The 17477-nt window shown below is 37.7% G+C and carries 12 protein-coding genes, 1 other RNA gene and 3 pseudogenes; 6 read left to right on the top strand and 10 right to left on the bottom strand.

All coding sequences use genetic code 11. The annotated features are described in order from the left end of the window. Positions 1-380: 380 nt before the first annotated feature. From MF1_RS02035 to MF1_RS01995, 9 genes and pseudogenes are all read right to left on the bottom strand, one after another. Positions 381-1115 carry a pyridoxine 5'-phosphate synthase gene (locus tag MF1_RS02035; RefSeq protein WP_011179576.1) on the bottom strand — a complete coding sequence of 245 codons (735 nt, stop codon included), beginning with the start codon at positions 1113-1115 and terminating at the stop codon, positions 381-383. Between the two features lie 88 nt (positions 1116-1203). Continuing rightward, on the bottom strand, positions 1204-2325 hold the full coding sequence (locus tag MF1_RS02030; protein ID WP_161510354.1) for an ATP-dependent DNA helicase: 1122 nt from the start codon (positions 2323-2325) through the stop codon (positions 1204-1206). A 414-nt stretch (positions 2326-2739) separates the two neighbouring features. Next, positions 2740-4468 (bottom strand): annotated as a pseudogene (ilvB, locus tag MF1_RS02025) (biosynthetic-type acetolactate synthase large subunit). Positions 4469-4732: 264 nt separating this feature from the next. Further along, positions 4733-5620, bottom strand: a complete 888-nt coding sequence (miaA, locus tag MF1_RS02020; protein ID WP_161510353.1) for a tRNA (adenosine(37)-N6)-dimethylallyltransferase MiaA — start codon at positions 5618-5620, stop codon at positions 4733-4735. A 632-nt stretch (positions 5621-6252) separates the two neighbouring features. Beyond that, entirely contained in the window at positions 6253-7770 is a 1518-nt protein-coding gene (locus tag MF1_RS02015; protein ID WP_161510352.1) for a Do family serine endopeptidase, read from the bottom strand. A gap of 168 nt (positions 7771-7938) precedes the next feature. Further along, complete coding sequence (gene hflC, locus MF1_RS02010; protein ID WP_161510351.1) at positions 7939-8886, bottom strand: protease modulator HflC; 948 nt, start codon at positions 8884-8886, stop codon at positions 7939-7941. Between the two features lie 2 nt (positions 8887-8888). Continuing rightward, complete coding sequence (hflK, locus tag MF1_RS02005) at positions 8889-10034, bottom strand: FtsH protease activity modulator HflK (RefSeq protein ID WP_042995411.1); 1146 nt, start codon at positions 10032-10034, stop codon at positions 8889-8891. Positions 10035-10143: 109 nt separating this feature from the next. After that, positions 10144-10665, bottom strand: a complete 522-nt coding sequence (locus tag MF1_RS02000) for a dihydrofolate reductase (RefSeq protein WP_161510350.1) — start codon at positions 10663-10665, stop codon at positions 10144-10146. Continuing rightward, entirely contained in the window at positions 10662-11456 is a 795-nt protein-coding gene (locus MF1_RS01995; RefSeq protein ID WP_014924260.1) for a thymidylate synthase, read from the bottom strand. The genes MF1_RS02000 and MF1_RS01995 overlap by 4 nt, the downstream gene beginning before the upstream one ends. A gap of 209 nt (positions 11457-11665) precedes the next feature. Here MF1_RS01995 and MF1_RS01990 point away from each other — a divergent pair, with 209 nt between their 5' ends. After that, positions 11666-12973 (top strand): MFS family transporter, encoded by a 1308-nt coding sequence (locus MF1_RS01990; protein ID WP_161510349.1) that lies wholly within the window; start codon positions 11666-11668, stop codon positions 12971-12973. 1225 nt (positions 12974-14198) lie between these two features. After that, positions 14199-15461, top strand: a pseudogene (locus MF1_RS01985) (alpha-ketoglutarate permease). A 79-nt stretch (positions 15462-15540) separates the two neighbouring features. On the opposite strand, the gene MF1_RS01980 reads toward MF1_RS01985, so the two are convergent. Then, a complete protein-coding gene (locus tag MF1_RS01980; RefSeq protein ID WP_161510348.1) occupies positions 15541-15846 on the bottom strand; it encodes a DUF2853 family protein in 306 nt (101 codons plus the stop codon). Positions 15847-15941: 95 nt separating this feature from the next. Here MF1_RS01980 and ssrA point away from each other — a divergent pair. The 4 genes and pseudogenes from ssrA (at position 15942) to MF1_RS01960 (ending at position 17465) form a co-directional block, all read left to right on the top strand. After that, positions 15942-16294: a transfer-messenger RNA gene (gene ssrA / locus MF1_RS01975) on the top strand. Between the two features lie 168 nt (positions 16295-16462). Next, positions 16463-17008 carry an SspB family protein gene (locus MF1_RS01970; protein WP_161510753.1) on the top strand — a complete coding sequence of 182 codons (546 nt, stop codon included), beginning with the start codon at positions 16463-16465 and terminating at the stop codon, positions 17006-17008. Positions 17009-17020: 12 nt separating this feature from the next. Next, positions 17021-17203, top strand: a complete 183-nt coding sequence (locus MF1_RS01965; protein ID WP_151244747.1) for a DUF4169 family protein — start codon at positions 17021-17023, stop codon at positions 17201-17203. A gap of 10 nt (positions 17204-17213) precedes the next feature. Then, a pseudogene (locus tag MF1_RS01960) lies at positions 17214-17465 on the top strand (ribbon-helix-helix domain-containing protein). The last annotated feature ends 12 nt before the right edge of the window (positions 17466-17477 follow it).

The raw sequence follows: 17477 nt of genomic DNA, 5'->3' as shown, positions 1-17477 counted from the left end.
GCAACAACTGCCACTTGAACTTTATTCTCAAATCTTAAATTAAGGTACAGAACCTAATGTTAAAGGATCAATTTTCCCTCTTTCACATTAAAAACATCTCTTAAATAAAGAGATACAATTTTCTCAATAAAAACAATATATTAAAGAATACTTTTGTTTCTACTGAAAAATTATATGGGAGGATGTTACCTAAAAATATCTTCAAAACTGATAGAATCAAAAATATTGAACGCGCTAAAAAATACAAAGTTACAAAACCAATATATCTCTAGCAGCAAAATGCTGTTCTCGATCTAAGCATGTAAAAAATTATTCTTTTGGAACAGAATTTGCAGAGTTTTAGAAAACTTTACCGCAAAATTGAATAAAAGAAAAAAGGATTATGACAATAACCGAATGAAACGCTGAACAGTCTTATGCATTCCATATTCTAATGCATCAGCAATAAGCCCATGACCAATGGAAACTTCATCAAGCCAAGAAATACGCTTGATAAGAGCGGGAAGATTACTAATCGTCAAATCATGACCTGCATTAACACCTAATTGCAATTCTTTAGCTCTTTTCGCTGCTAAAGTAAGTTTATCCAACTCTTGGCCTTGTTTTGTCTTCTCTTGGCACGCATTACCATAAAGTCCAGTATAAAATTCCACGCGGTCTGCACCAATAGTTTTAGCAATGTCAAGACCATCTACAAGAGGATTAGCAAATAACGACACACGAATTTTTTTGTCTTTCAAACGCTGAATAATGGGCGCTAAAAATTCTGCATCATGAGCAAAATCCCAACCATGATCGGAGGTAGACTGAGTTGGGTGATCAGGGACAAGGGTAATCTGATCAGCATATTTTTCTGCCAAATCCAAAAATCTATCGCTTGGATAACCTTCAATATTAAACTCTGCAGCAGGAAAAGTACTGTTAATTAAACAACGGATATCTCGCAGATCAGCGAAACGAATATGTCTTTCATCTGGTCGCGGATGAACGGTCAAACCTGCGGCACCAGCTGTAAGTGCTATATGCCCAATATTTTTGATATTTGGCCATGGAAGATTACGTCGATTACGCAAAACAGCAACAGCATTAAGATTAACTGAAAGTTTTACTGCCATCCACACTCCTATTTTCATATATAATTTAAAAAGACAGAAAAAAAGAGACATTCCTCAGCATAAGCCCAGACAATAAAAATAATTTTCTCTACCGAACAATGGTCAAACGCTCTGCCGCACGGGTAATTCCGGTATAAAGCCAACGCGCATACATATCACGAAATGCAAAACTTTCATCAAATAAAACCACATTATCCCATTGAGACCCTTGTGCTTTATGAACAGTTAATGCATATCCATAATCAAAATCATCATGTCTTTTTTTTAATTGCCATGAAATCTCATTATCAGGATCCTGAAACACTGCTTTTAAAAGCTTAATCTTCACCACTCCACGCTCACTCTCTTCTGGCTTAACGAGAAGATTAATAGCCGGTTTAACAGTTTCTTTCTGTGAAGTCAGAACTTTCCATAACGAGCCATTCAACAAGCCTTTCGCGGGATCATTGCGCAAACACACAAGCTTGTCTCCTGCTTGTGGAAAATTTTCCGTAAAGCCCTTCAATTCACGCAAACGTTTATTATAAAGATAACGTGTTCGGTTAATCCCTACCAAAAGCTGATCAGCATCCAAAACCAATTGTTTATTGACCTCTTTACGTGTAACAACGCGCGCTGCCCCATAATCGCCATAAGCTATACTGCGTCCTTCACGCACGTCCATAGCTAAACGAACGATAGGATTATCCCGTGCTTGTCGATGAATTTCTGAGAGAAGAAAATCTGGCGCACTATTGGAAAAAAAACTGCCTCCTGAGATAGGAGGCAACTGACCTGGATCACCAAGGACAAGAATTGGCGTCCGAAAGCTCATTAAATCACGCGCTAATTGTTCATCTACCATCGAACACTCATCTACAATAATAAGCTTAGCTCGTGCAGCAGCACTTCTCCGATTTAATGCAAATGTCGGTGCAAGAGACTTCTTTCCCGTAGCTTCATCGGAAACTTCTTCCTCCCCACGCGGACAATAAATCAGCGAATGAATAGTACAAGCATTGCTCGCACCTTTAGAACGCAAAACCTGAGCAGCCTTACCTGTAAACGCAGCAAATTGGACAGAGCCATCAACTGTTTCTGCAAAATAGCGAGCAAGTGTCGTCTTCCCTGTTCCTGCATAGCCAAAGAGACGAAAAAGTGGAGAATGCCCATCCTTCAACCATGCAGCAACCGCCTTCAATGCATTATCCTGTTCCGGTGAAAACTGCATAATTTATCAAAATAAGATTCGTATAAAAAGAGCAAGAACTTTGAAAAAAAACATTATCGAGAAAAATCTCATTCCCAAAAAAATCTTTGTCGTTAGGGATTTTTGATACATGAACATCCTCCCACTTTCACAGCAAAATCATCAACACTCCTACCAATGAAACTTTCTCACAACACGCTTTCACAATTTCAATCTTGCACCTACACAAACTTGTATCAGACACCTCAATAAAAACTCATGCTTCTTGAGCAAAACACCTTACAGAAAAACAATACGAACAGCAAAATCACTATCTACAATAAACTTAAAATAATCTACTTATATAGCTTCTGCTGAGTCATATTTAAAATGAAGAAAGTAACTAAAGCAAAAGTTTAAATCCATACCATCGTATTACAAACTCCTTATACAAAATTATTGCCCTTCAACAGGAATAGCATTTGCAACTGTTTTATCATGAGCCTCATCAGGCAACAACCATATCATTATGTGCACATCCAGATTGGATCATTAGAAACAATTTTCTAAATTATCAACACAGAAATCGAAGAGAACTGGCTTATCACAGTCAATTATTTCCTATATTTTACCATCAAGTTCATCAGATTTGGAACAATGAATACCAATCCCTCCCCATAAGCTTGTGCCTATTTCACAAAGTCAGGCATCGATTCTGTATAAGAATGAGAAAGATGATTACCATGCAACAACTGCTGCCACTTGTGAACCATGCCCATCTACTGATTATTTAAAATAAAAATTTTTACAGGTCCATTGTGCTGCATTGCCGTCACGAATTCTTGAATATTCATCTGAATTGAAGCATCACTAGAAATACATAAAATTAAGTGCATCAGGATGTGCGATTTGAACACCAATAGCAGCAGGCAAATCATAATCCATAGTTCCAAGACCACAAGAAGTCATTCAATGGTTTTATTCGTCAAAGTAATAATATTGTGCAATCCACATTTGATGCTGTCCAACATCAGTTGTCATAGAAGCATTGACATCTTTAGTAAGAACATAAAGTCGTTCAAGAGCATATTGTGGCATAATAATGTCTTTTTTCTTAGGATATTCTAATGAATTACGATCTCTCCAGTGATCAATTTGCGTCCACCACATATCATGGCTCTCACTCTTAAATGGTTACTGTCTATACTAAACATTGCATTATATATCCTAAAATAGAAGCCACATCACCAATAAATGGAATTGCTACTTTTACGATCTTATTGATACAAGAATGATAAATATCAATATGGATAACGCGCGCATGAGGTGCAAACGCATCAAGCCGCCCCAGTGATATACGATCATCAAACCGCGCACCAACAGCCAACATAACATCACAATCACAGCTAAATTCGCTTCATAAATTCCATGCATCTCAAGCATTCCAAGCCAATCTTTGTCAGAAGCTGGATAAGCACCAAGTCCCATGAGTGTTGAAGTAATCGGAAAATCCCCCAATCGAACCAAATCGCGCAAGAGCTTTGCAGCTTCAAGACCTGATGAAATAACACCACCACCAGAATAAATAACAGGACATTTTTCTTCTGCTAAGCGAGAAACAGCATGTTCGATAGCTGTTGTATCCTCTTTTAGTTTTGGATAAGAACGCATAAATGTCAACTCTTGATGTGCTCTATAAATACCCGAAGCAAATTGAATATCTTTAGGAATATCAACCAAAACTGATCCTGGACATCCTGATTGAGCAGGAGTGAAGGCTAATAATCTTTGCAAGATCATTTACATCTTCAACCAAACAATTGTATTTAGTATAGAGCTTTGTAATACTTAACTGTATCAGCCTCTTGAAAACCATTTGCTCCAATCACAGTTGTAGGTACCTGACCAGAGGAACAAATAGGAGGAATAGAATCCATAGTGCTGTAAAGGTGTCACAGCATTCGTTGCAACCGAACAAGAAGTCACAAGCATAACGCCTACCTTTCTCGTACTGCAGCAGCATGGCCTGTTGAGTGTTCATGATGCACTAAAATATGCCGGAGTGTATCTTGTTGATAAAAGAACATCAAAAATAGGAAGGATAGCTCCACCAAGATAACCGAAGAGATGTTTAATCCCTTGATCAATAAGAACTCGAACCCACCATTTCAGTCCCCGACATCATTTTTCCGTCTGCACTCTCATTCGTTTTTGGATAATCTGTTATTCTCCCACTTACTACATTTTACGGCACAATAAAAAAGGCTCCTCCAGGAGCCTATTACACACGAAAACATCTAGGATTAATCATCCTCTTCTTTTTTAATGCACGACATTATAAGAAAGACATTCTTTGCTAAGAGAAATTTTAATTGCATCAATGTCGTTCGTCAATTACAGACTACCCCTTTAAAAACTTTCTCTCCTTCATGAAATATTTTTAAATTTTCTACACCTCTTCACATGAAGAAATGAGCGTCCATTCTTCATCAAATTGATTACGAAACCAGGTCATTTGCCTTTTTGCATATCTCCTCGTTTGCGTTTTCGCCGTTTCAAGAGCATCCTCAAAACTTTTATATCCATCAAAATAAGCTGTAAATTCAGGCATGCCAATAGCCTTCATCGCTGGTAAAAAAGGGGAAAGCATAAGCTTCTTCATAGCAAACACCTCCTCTAAAGCTCCTCTTTCAATCATATTGTCCAACCGCTTATGAATACGCTCATAAAGCCATTGACGTGGTGGAATAAGAAGAATTTTTTCTGAACAATTTGGCGAAATCAGCGGAGGTGTTTTTTTCTTCTGCCACCAGCTTAACTTCTTACCTGTGACATCATAAACTTCCAGAGCACGTATAATACGCTGGCCATCTTGTGAAGAAATTTTCTCAGCAAAAACAGCATCAATCCGCAATAACTGGCGATAAAGGTTTTCAGCTCCTTCTTTATCAAGCCGAAGTCGCCATTTCTGCCGCACAGCATCTGAAATATGAGGGATTTCCGAAAGCCCTTCCAAAAGAGCACGAAAATAAAGCCCTGTTCCGCCAACAAAAATAAGTGATTTTGAGGTGAATGTCGTTAAAAGCTTCCTAACATCACATAACCACTGTCCCACTGAATAGTGAAGAGCCGGACTCACATAACCGTAGAGATAGTGTGGAACAATGGCAGTATCAGCTGCCGTCGGCCGTGCCGTTAAAATATTTAAAACATCATAAACCTGCATTGAATCAGTGTTAATGATAAGAGCATTTTTTTTTTGAGCCATTTGCAAAGCAAGCGCTGACTTCCCACTTACAGTTGGCCCAGCTATCAATGTAATCGTTCTCTGTGTCATGAATGGAAATTCCCTCTATCCATCAATTAACGACGTATTTCAACACGCATAACTAACCCCAAAGACTCTGTATTTCATCTACATTGTCATAGAGTGCGCTCTTCAAACAAAAATACGAGCAGAACCTCTATACTTAACGCAAAAAAGCGCCCCTGATGATTCTCAAACCTCTGAAAAATAAAAAATGAACACAACAATAATACCAAAAGAAATTCAAAGCATTTCTTTTGGCTCTCATCATTTAATAAAAAAACACAGCCACAAAAATTCTTTTAGAGAGACTATCATAAACGCACCTACTCTTTGCAATCATCTGCTAAAATATATTTAGGCTTAACGCACATAAATTAAACAGCTGATCTTTTTATAAAAAATGAAAGATATTCTGATTTATAATAAAAGGCCAACGACTTTCTTCAAGCTTCCCCTTTTTCCTGCAACTATTTCTTTTCTATCAAACACAAAACAAGACATTGCATGCCTATAAATTACTAACTCTGATGTGATCTTTCCCTCTCTAATTGCTCTCTTGAAAATTAAAGAGAATAAACTCTTATTTACCGCACACTTTAAGAGCAATAACAAAAAAATAAATGGTTAAACACGTATTCAAAAAAGCAATCCCCCCCAAATTAATCCATTGAGAGCGTTACAAACCGTAATTCTCCATCTGAACGAGCAACAATGAATAAAGCATTTTTGTGTCCGGCTTCACGTAATTTATGAACACGTTTTTTAGCCTCATAAATTGTTGTGACAGCACTTTGATTGATATCAACAATCACTTCACCAGTACGAATACGCTTTTTATCTGCCGCACTATTTTTTGCAACAGATGTCACTACCAATCCCTGAAGTTTATCAGTAATTGAATAACGTTGACGTAAATCGGCTGTAAGTTCAGATAATGTCATTCCCATAAATTGCATTGTTACACTTTTCGATCCAGCACCATTTTTTTCATCATCGGATTCTTCTACTATATTTTCATTTGCATCTGTCTCAATTAAACGTCCAAGCTTAACCTTGACTGTTTTTTCTTGCCCATTCCGAAAAACAGTAATATCCACCACTTTTCCTGCCGGACTTTCTGCTACTAAACGCGGCAAATCACGTGCATGCTTAATTTTGGTCTTCCCAAAGCAAAGAATGATATCCCCAATCTGCAACTGGCTATTATCTACACCGGTCTGTTCCATTTTACCTGCAACCAACGCCCCCACAGCGTTTTCTAGTTTTAAACTTTTTGCAATATCCTCTGTCACTGGTTGAATACGAATAGCCAACCAACCACGTCTGATTTCTCCAAAACTACGCAACTGATTGATAACAGAAAGAGCCATGTCCGATGGTATAGCAAAACCAATACCAATAGACCCTCCAGAGGGCGAAATAATTGCTGTATTAATTCCAATCACCTCACCATTTCTATCAAATAAAGGACCACCAGAATTGCCTCGGTTAATCGCTGCATCCGTCTGAATAAAATTATCATAAGGACCAGCATTAAGATCACGATTGCGTGCAGAAATAATACCAACTGTTACACTTCCACCAAAACCATAAGGGTTACCAATAGCCATAACCCAATCACCAATACGCGCCTTTTCCGAGTCACCAAAACGTACGGCTTTTAACTTTTTACTTCCTGCATCCACTTGAAGCAGTGCCAGATCAGTCTTGCTATCCTTTCCAAGTAATCTTGCCTCTAGCTTTGTACCATCGGTGAAATTAACTTCAATCTCATCAGCATCAACGATAACATGATAATTTGTAACGATCAGCCCTCTTAGCGCATCAATCACAAATCCAGATCCTAAAGAACGGACCTTTTGAAACTGTCTATCTTTTTGACCATCTTTTGGTGTAAAAAAATCACTAAAATATTCTTTTAGCAAAGAATCTTCTGGGATGACGGGTACTAAAATATGCTCGTCCTGTTCGGTTCCATCAACTGTCTGTGCTGTGGAAATATTCACAACTGTCTCCAAAAGCTCAGCAGCTAAATCAGGAATCGAAAGTGGTGTATTGTTTTCTTTTCCCGCCCAAGAAAAACTGATTGATCCTGATAAAAACAGAACAAAACAGATAAAAATTCTTATGAAAAAGCATTTGACAGATGTATTTTTATCTATGACATCCCTACCCATGACATGCCTCTAAAACCAAATGCTGCAAGGAGCCTCACTAAATTCATCTATGCAAAATCAGTATGGCTCACATTGACTGACTTTCATCATAAAAGAAAGCGACTACAGATTATACTTTTCATACAAAATTTTCATACAAAAGCTCGTATTCGCAATCGATTGTTTCATCTATTCTCCCCCGAATTTTGGAACAGTTTTACTTACTCGAGTATTCTCAGTATTATTCATTGTGGGTGGGAACTTTCCATTCGCCCGCGGCAGATTACGAAAATAGAGAAAGAAATCCTGATGGGGTGAAATCACCATCGGAGTGTGCTCTAAATTCTTATATTGCTCCATCGCTAACCAAAAATCATAAAAGGACGGATTAGCTTCCCGTGCATTCAATAAAAGGCGAATACTTTTAGCCTGACCTTCACCACGCGTAATTTCAGCATCACGCTTTGCAGCTGCTACGATTTCTTCATATTCACGATTAGCTTCTGCCACAATACGATCCCGTTCCTGTTGACCACGAGCACGAATGTTTTCCGCAGCAGCCTCACGCTCAGCTGCCATTTGTCGATAGACATCTTCTGAAACTGCATCGGTCAAATCGGTCTTGCGAATACGCACATCAACAATGGTAATACCTAACGAACCTGCATCTACCGAAAACTGCCGCTGTACTTCAGCCATCATCGCTCCCCGTTCATCCGATAAAGCCGCTTTAAATTCCCGCTTACCATAAACAGCACGCAAAGCATCAATAAAACGCGGTGCAAGATTTTCACGCGCAGCAATTTGCGGACGCCCCGAAGCAATACGCTGTAAAAACAACTTAGGATCTGTAATACGATAAATAAAGAACGCATCCACTTCATAATAGGCACCACCACGAACCTGTACAGATTGTGTAGGGACATCGTAGCGCAACAATCGGTTATCAACAACAATCATCTTATCCACAAAGGGCATTTTCAAATAGATCCCGGGATCAGATTCTACTTTAACAATTTGCCCAAAGCGTTTAATTGCTACTTGTTGACGAGGATAGACAATAAAAATAGATACCCAAAAAACCATCAAAACAAACACGATGGCACTAAACATAAACAAAAAACGAGACTGCTGCATAATTAGTGTCCTCCAGAAATGTGAGAATCCAATAGCGATGTAGACTGTGCGGATGTTTTTTTCGCTTTTTCCGATGAAGTACTACGCAACAATTCGTTCAGAGGTAAATAGGGCACCGCTGGAGAATTTTCTTGATTAAGAATCAATTTATTTGGAGAAGAAAGAATACGCCCTATCGTCTCCATATAAAGACGATAACGAGCAGCCTCTGGTGAAATTGCAGCCTCACGAGCTATCGCCCGAAAACGTTCAGCACGCCCTGTTGCCTCTTCAATCATTTGTGCCTTTTCACCTTTTGCGATTTCGCGTGTGCGTGAAGCTTCACCATTTGCTAAACCAATCTTATTAAAACGCACACGATTACCCTCTTCAATCATTCGCCCACGTTCCTGCTCTGCCTGCTGAACAGAATTAAACGCAGCAGCAACCTTGGTAGGAGGAGCAGCTTCACTGATCGACACACGGCTTATTTCAACACCAAGTTGATATTTATCCACAGTCAATTGGATAATCTTTCTGACATCATTAGCAACTTCTTCTTTTTTGTCACGTAAAACATCATCAACTGGCCTTGAACCAATAACTTCACGCATTGCACTCTCAGCAACCTGACGAACTGTCCCTTCTTGATCGTTCACATTGAATAAAAATTGGCCGGGATGTGAAATCCGATAGTAAACAGAAAAATTGATATTAACAATATTCTGATCACTCGAAAGCATCAAACCTTCACTTTGTTGCCTCTGACCAGACTGACCACCAATCGCGATCGTTTTTTCTGTTAAAGGCACTTTCATATAGGTCTCAATTGGCCAAAAGTGAAAATGCAAACCATCACCGATAATTCCTGTTTTAGGTACACCAAAACGCAACTCTACCGCTTGTTCATTTTGCTGAACAATATAAAAAGACTGGTACAGCCAAAAAAACACAGCAAGCAGAAGGAACAAAACAAAAAGCCCATTCCTGCCAAATTGTTTGAACTGATCCTGCCCTTTACGCAAAATATCATCAATATTGGGACTATTGTCACCGCCACTATTGCCACCAGAACCGAAAAGATTCTTAGCTGTTTTTTTTCTGTCACCACCAACTTTATTTTTATCACCGATCCACGGGCCACCACCATTTTGATTTGTCCAGGGCATCATCACCTCTTCAACTGACTACCATCACTCAAATACCAAATTATACACTTGATCTTATAGGGTGCTTCTTATCTCATTACAATGCAACTGACAGACTCTTTCCACTGAATTACAAATGATTATTATTTCGCTCATAAACAACAAAACGTGTCCTATGGCTGTCTTTATCCCCTTCTGGAATATATTGTGTTTGCACAATAGTCCACATCTCTCTATCAAAAACAGGAAAAAAGCTGTCACCTTCAATTGAAGCTAAGACTTCTGTCAGGAATATTTTATCAGCAATATTGAATCCTTGTTGAAAAATTTCACCACCACCAATAATAAAAACTGCATCTGCACCATTTTGAGAAGCCACTCTTTTTGCGATAAAACAAGCCTCAGACAAAGAGTGAGCAATAACAGCGCCTTCAGCCATAAATGCATAATTGCGCGTAATGACAATATTTGTACGCCCCGGTAAAGCACGTCCAAGAGAATCCCAAGTTTTTCTCCCCATAATGATAGGCTTACCGAAAGTCAAAGCCTTAAAACGTTGCAAATCTGTCGATAAATGCCAAGGCATTGCACCTTCACAACCGATAACGCCATTTTCTGCAACAGCTGCAATTAAACAAACTGGAAAAGTCATACTGCTACCGGTGCCTTTATATGTGGTTGCGCTTCATAATTAAGCAATTCAAAATCCTCGAATTTAAACGAAAAAAGATCTGTTACCGATGGATTTATAAGCATCGATGGCAAAGCATTTGGTGTACGAGATAATTGGTATCGAGCCTGTTCAAAATGATTAGAATAAAGATGGGCATCGCCGAGAGTATGAATGAAATCACCGGCTTTAAGGCCACTCACTTGCGCAATCATCATCGTTAACAACGCATAAGAAGCAATATTGAACGGAACACCTAAAAAAATATCCGCCGAACGCTGATAAAGCTGGCAAGACAACTTATCGTCGGCAACATAAAATTGAAAAAAGCAATGACAAGGTGGCAAAGCCATTTCTTCTATCAATGCAGGATTCCACGCAGAGACAATCAAGCGACGAGAATCAGGTACTTTTTTAATCATCGTTAAAAGACGACTGATTTGATCAATATAGCGTCCATCAGAAGCTGGCCAAGAACGCCATTGATAACCATAAATAGGACCAAGATTGCCTTTTTCATCAGCCCACTCATCCCAAATTGATACACCATGTTCTTTTAACCATGCGACATTTGTATCACCTCTAAGAAACCACAAAAGTTCATAAATGATCGAGCGTAAATGCAATTTCTTCGTTGTTAACAATGGAAATCCGATCTGTAAATCAAACCGCATCTGATAGCCAAAAACCGATCGCGTCCCAACACCGGTTCGGTCTGTACGATCAATGCCCTTATTTAAAACATGAGATAAAAGATCGAGGTAGGTTTTCATAAAAGCATTATGGCCGATTCTACTGATTATAGAAAATAAAAATTGCAAAAGATAAAATACAATGCAAATCTCTTCCCGAAAACATCTTGCACAAAAAATCGTTATGATACAATTAAATTTTGGTGACGCAAAAGACAAAATGCTTTAAATAGCCTCAAATGAAGTAAAAAATTTAAGGAAAATAGGCACATAATAAAAGGGATATTCTTATGGAGAAGGAAGCAGTTTTAGCACCATATGATACAAAGAAACGTGTTCTCTCTATCATATCTAGTGCATCAGGTAATCTGGTAGAATGGTATGATTTTTATGTTTACTCTTTTACATCCATCTATTTTGCATCACAGTTTTTTCCCTCCGATGGAGATGTTGTTACCGAACTTTTAAAGTCTTCCGTTGTCTTTTTTATTGGCTTTCTTATGCGCCCTATTGGCGGCTGGCTGTTTGGATTTATTGCCGATCGTTATGGACGTAAACGCTCTTTACTTATTTCTGTTTTTATGATGTGCGGTGGTTCGTTCCTCATTGCCCTTCTTCCCACCTATGAAACTATTGGAGCAACAGCAGCAGTTCTGCTCATTTTACTCCGTATGGTTCAAGGGCTCTCAGTCGGCGGTGAATATGGCACAACAGCAACTTATATGAGTGAAATTGCTCTCAAAAATCATCGTGCTTTCTTTAGCTCTTTCCAATATGCCACACTCATTGGTGGTCAACTTCTTGCCAGTCTGGTTATGTTTATTCTAGCACTTTACCTCACTGAAGATCAGTTAAAAGCATGGGGCTGGCGTATTCCTTTTGCGATTGGTGGACTAGGAGCAATTGTTGCAATTTACCTCCGTCGTTCGCTTCATGAAACAACCACAAAAGAAAGCCGTTCCCAACAACAAGCAGGGAGTCTTATAGGATTGCTGCGAAATCACAAAAAAGCCTTTTTTCTGGTTATTGGCTTTACAGCTGGAGGATCCCTCACATTTTACACATACACTACTTATATGCAAAAATATCTGATCACGACGTCCGGATTTGATAAACACACTGCAACAACGATAATGACTGCTGCACTCTTTGTTTTTATGTTACTTCAACCCCTATTTGGTTCTCTGGCCGATAGAATTGGACCAAAAGCTTCATTGCTTATTTGGAGTGTCTTATCCATCCTTTTTACAATTCCTGGTCTTAGACTAATTGGTAACACTTCTAATACCTGGAGTGCACTATTAATCGTTATTGGAATGCTCTGTATTATGAGTTTTTATACGTCCGTCTCTGGTATCGTAAAAGCAGAAATGTTTCCTGCTTCAATACGCGCAATGGGAGTTGGGCTCTCTTATGCTATCGCAAATGCATTATTTGGTGGTTCTGCTGAAACTGTAGCACTCGAATTTAAAAAAATCGGGTATGAATCTGTCTTCCATTTTTACATAGTTGGTATGATGGTCATTGCATTCATTGCAATTCTTCTTATGCCAAATGCTCGAAAAAAGGGATACCTGCAAGGGGATGATATTTATTAATTTTTTTATGTTAAACAAAAAAGCTCAGTATTCTGAGCTTTTTTGTGCATGTCATATAAAAATGAAATTGGGTGTTTACAACCTTTTATATCCCACCGTCGAGTATCATAAAGAAACAATATTCCCCCTCCAATATTCAGCTCTAAAAAGTAAATAACTTCAGATTATCACAAAGTGTCATTTGTTTTTTCCAATGAATTCAACACACTTAAGATCAAAAAATCAAACATCCATTCTTTTTTACCAAAATTGAAGAAAAACTGTTACCTTTCACAAAGAAGTTTTATCAAGAATCAGCTTTTGTTAAAAACTGCCTATTCCTTAAAAAAAATCCTACCTATCCCATTTTGAAAACCTTCCTTTTTTGCAAAATTGCAAACTCAAGAAAGAATAAAAGTAACAGCGCTTTCAGCTGTAAATGCACAATTGCCAATTATCATAACACCTAATATGTATTCAGAGTAACATGCACCCAAAAAACGCGAATTTTCGTTTTACAATAATGCATTCAACATAAATCACTACTTTAAAATATTGTAAACTTGTCTATAAATGTCATAGTCTATTGCACAAACGCGACCAATAAAGTCATTTTATACAACAACAGAAATTACATAAATTAGAAAGTGTCACATTTCTACACATGCTTTGTTGTGTAGCTAAATTAATTACAAAGCAACAAAGAACGGTTTTTTTTAATTTTAACCATATTCAAAAGAGTACTCTTTAATCAATAGAGCATCTCTCAAAAACTGTTCAAGAACATCATTGATAGCTCCAAACAAAATTCCCTCACTATTAAACCACTCATCTTCAATGGGACAAGCTCATTCTTTTAACCATATAAACTTTGTATCAATTTTAAGAAATCACAAAAGCATATAAATAATTGAGCACAAATACAGTTTCCTTATTGCTTAACAATGAAAATTAAACTGCGTCTGCTATCAGCAAGCCAATCCTATCTCAACGCCTTTTCGATTTGAGCGATCAATATCATTATTAAACATGCAATAAAAAGTAAAACACACCTTTTCCTATAAACATTAGGACCGCTTCGGCCCTACTACTACAAAAATAGAAACTGCAAAGCGCACAAAAATATAACTCAACTAAGTCGTTTCAAACAGCTTTCATAAAGAATTATTATTATACAATTGAATTTTGATAATACAAATCTTAAACAACCTTAGCACCACATGATACAAAGGGAACGTATTTTGCCATCATATCCAGTGCATCAGGAAATCTCGTAGAATAGTATGATTCTTATTTGACTCCTTTGTATTGATTTATTTCGCATCACAATTCTTTCCTTTCGATGGAGCTGTTGTTACAGAACTTTTAAAGTCTTCTATTGTCTTTTTTATTGGCTTTTTTATACGCCCCTATTGGAGCATAACTATTTGTTTTCATTGCTAATCTTTATGGACGCAAACACTCCATGCTCATTTCTATCTATATGATGTGTGATGACACTTTCCTCATTGCCGTACTTCATACCTATGAAACTATTGGAATAATAACAGAAATCTTTCTGCTTTTTTAGCCCAAATCTGGTGCAAAGACCTTCAACGAGCGGTGAAAATGGTACAGAAGAAACTGACATGAACGAAGTTGACCTTAAAAATCATCGTGGGCTCTTTGCTTCTTCCAATCTGCCAAACTTATTACGGACCAACTTCTGTTCAGTTTTATTATCTTTATTTAGCACTTTACCTCACTGAAAATCAGTTAAAAGCACGGGGTTAGCGTATTCCTTTTGCGATTGGTGAATTCAGAACAGTGGTTGTGATTTACATGCATCGTTCGTTCCATGAAACAATCACAAAAGAAAGCCGTTCTAAACAACAAATTGGGGAGACTTAAGGAACTTCCCACCAAACACACAAAAGCCTTCTTGGTAATTGCTTGTTCTGCATCGAGAGGATCTCTCACATTTTACACCTGTACCACTTACTTGTATGCAGAAATATCTGATCACAAACACCAGCTTTGATAAACATACCGCCCTAACGATAATAACCGCTGCACTCTTTGTTTTCATACTTCTCTAGCCCATAGCTGGTATCATAGCCGATAAAACTGGAACAAAAACTTTACTCATCATTTGGAATATACTCTCTGTTATCTTTACATTTCCTGGGCTTAGTATAATCGGCAACCCGTATAGTGCATGAGTTGCCTTATTGGTTATTCTTGCAATGCTTTGCTCTGTATTATGAACATGTATACATCGATCTCTGGTGTTGTAAAATCAGCAATGTTTCCTTCTTCAGTATGCACACTGGGAGTTAGTCTCACTCATGCCATTGGCAATGAATTATTTGGTGCTCCTGCTGAATACATAGCCCTTAAATTAAAAAAAATTGGACATGAACTTATCTTTTATTTTTACATAACAGACGTGATAATTATTGCACTCATTACACTGCTCTTTGTACCGGATATGAATAAGGAGGATATCCAAGACGATAAACCCCTTTAATTTCACTCCATGAAACGAAAAAGCCCAATTACTTGGGCTTTTTTATCATTATTGCATCAAAATTCAGTTTTAATAGCGTTTAAATCTTATGAAGTGTATTTAATTGTTTTGCTACCAAATAATAAAAAGTCATCCGACTTTTTCTGCGATCTCCAGACATCATCTCTGCAACTTTTGCAACAGCTTTTTTAGTACTGCTCTCATCAGCACCCAATACATCTTGAACCCATTTTTCAACACGTTCTAACTCTTTTGGATCCGATGTAGCAACGAGCGATGCATCCTGCTTTTTCATCACCAAAGCTAAACGATGGCTAAGCCGTTCTATTGCAGCTTCATCGGGATTTGGGTCATATAATTTAATATCTTCTAGATCATTTGTCATTCTGCGCCATCTCCTCTCCAAGAATTAGCGGCTGTACTTTAAAACCGCATCATATAGCTTCATAAATAATTAGAGAATTTAAAATATTAACAACCCCCCTTTTCCAAAGACTGTTCTTCATCTATATTTAAAGAGCTGGCTTACCAGCTATGGTAATAAATGGACAATGAAATAAACTCATTGGACCCGGGGGCGGTACCCGGCGCCTCCACCAAAATATAATTTTTGTTATATTTTGGTGGGGGCGAAATAGGATCGACAAGAGTGTAAAGATTGCTCTTTTACTCGGCATAGTACCACCGTTATCGGACTAAATGAGTAGTTGCAAATGACAACTATGCGGAAGCACGTCTCGCTGCTTAATGTAGTGTGAATGTTTCAAACTAAGCCTTAAATCGTCGCAGATTTAAGCGGGGTTCGAAGGCACCTGGCAACAGAAGCCTTCACTTTGTACGTATTATTAATTGATTTTTCAGACACTATTTGTCATAAATTTCGTGTTTTTCTCGATTAATGAAATGCATTGTAAATAAAATATTTCTAGCTTAAAGAAACATTGCATTGCACGATATCATTTATGCTCAGCTGCTGTATAAAATAAAAGGAATAAACTTTGATGGTCCAAGATCAAATCCGTTACGATATTCTCGTTCAGGATGCGCTACGTGGAGTTATCCGTAAGGTTTTATTAGAAGTTGCCAAAGCAGGACTTCCAGGAAATCACCATTTTTTTATTACTTTTTTGACAAATGCACCGGGAATAAAAATTTCTACCCGGCTTAAAAGCCGATATCCAGAACAGATGACAATCGTACTACAACATCAATTTAGAGATTTAAGTGTGTCGGAAATTGCTTTCGAAGTAACGCTTTCTTTTAAAGAAATCGCCGAAAAATTGGTAATTCCTTTTAATGCTATCCAGGTATTTTATGATCCTGTAGCAGCATTTGAAGCAGCATTTGACTTGCCTTCAAATCCCACTTCTGGAAAGGATGAGAATTTAGAAAATACTACGCCTGCATCTGTCATGCTATCAGACAAACAAAAAAAAGCAAATATATTCACAAAAGAACAAAATTCTAAAGCAAATAAAGAATCATCAAACAATGATTCCAAGCAAAGCGCCGATGTTGTTTCCTTAGATTCTTTTCGAAAAAAATAACTAAATTTTCTCATGACTACATTGATTAATCTTCGCCAATTTCGAAAACAAAAAAAGCTTGCAGACAAAGCCATTCATGCAGAGAGGAATCGTTATCGTTTTGGACGGACAAAAGCTGAAAAACTTTTTCAAAAAGAAGAATCTTCAAAAGCTCAAAAATTTCTTGATCAAAATCGTTTAAGATGCGACGAATAAGAATAGAAAAATGCATGAAAATAATTCTATCAATTAGTCAAAAAAGTGACTTCGCGAAAAATATCTGCTCGAATTGATGGACATGCAACAAGCGTATCTTTAGAACAACCATTTTTAGACATTCTAAAAGCCATAGCATACAAAAAAGGACAATCTTTAGCCTTTATTATCACTGATATTGCAAAAAGAACCGCAGCAAGTGAATCTTTCCTCTTCATTACGCGTTTATGCACTCCAGAGTATTCTCTCTCACCATCTTTAGTATTCGTTTTAT

Source organism: Bartonella quintana, from assembly GCF_009936175.1.
GTDB lineage: Bacteria > Pseudomonadota > Alphaproteobacteria > Rhizobiales > Rhizobiaceae > Bartonella > Bartonella quintana.
The sequence above is the reverse complement of the archived record's forward strand: the minus strand, read 5'-3'. Positions and strand labels throughout refer to the sequence as shown.

What these genes read in the sequence shown, in the direction of transcription:
- MF1_RS01980 (WP_161510348.1), bottom strand. Translation starts at nt 15,846, where the DNA reads ATGACAAATGATCTAGAAGATATTAAATTATATGACCCAAATCCCGAT.
- MF1_RS02000 (WP_161510350.1), bottom strand. Translation starts at nt 10,665, where the DNA reads ATGACTTTTCCAGTTTGTTTAATTGCAGCTGTTGCAGAAAATGGCGTT.
- MF1_RS01965 (WP_151244747.1), top strand. Translation starts at nt 17,021, where the DNA reads ATGACTACATTGATTAATCTTCGCCAATTTCGAAAACAAAAAAAGCTT.
- hflK (WP_042995411.1), bottom strand. Translation starts at nt 10,034, where the DNA reads ATGCCCTGGACAAATCAAAATGGTGGTGGCCCGTGGATCGGTGATAAA.
- MF1_RS01970 (WP_161510753.1), top strand. Translation starts at nt 16,463, where the DNA reads ATGGTCCAAGATCAAATCCGTTACGATATTCTCGTTCAGGATGCGCTA.
- MF1_RS01990 (WP_161510349.1), top strand. Translation starts at nt 11,666, where the DNA reads ATGGAGAAGGAAGCAGTTTTAGCACCATATGATACAAAGAAACGTGTT.
- hflC (WP_161510351.1), bottom strand. Translation starts at nt 8,886, where the DNA reads ATGCAGCAGTCTCGTTTTTTGTTTATGTTTAGTGCCATCGTGTTTGTT.
- miaA (WP_161510353.1), bottom strand. Translation starts at nt 5,620, where the DNA reads ATGACACAGAGAACGATTACATTGATAGCTGGGCCAACTGTAAGTGGG.
- MF1_RS02030 (WP_161510354.1), bottom strand. Translation starts at nt 2,325, where the DNA reads ATGCAGTTTTCACCGGAACAGGATAATGCATTGAAGGCGGTTGCTGCA.
- MF1_RS02035 (WP_011179576.1), bottom strand. Translation starts at nt 1,115, where the DNA reads ATGGCAGTAAAACTTTCAGTTAATCTTAATGCTGTTGCTGTTTTGCGT.
- MF1_RS01995 (WP_014924260.1), bottom strand. Translation starts at nt 11,456, where the DNA reads ATGAAAACCTACCTCGATCTTTTATCTCATGTTTTAAATAAGGGCATT.
- MF1_RS02015 (WP_161510352.1), bottom strand. Translation starts at nt 7,770, where the DNA reads ATGGGTAGGGATGTCATAGATAAAAATACATCTGTCAAATGCTTTTTC.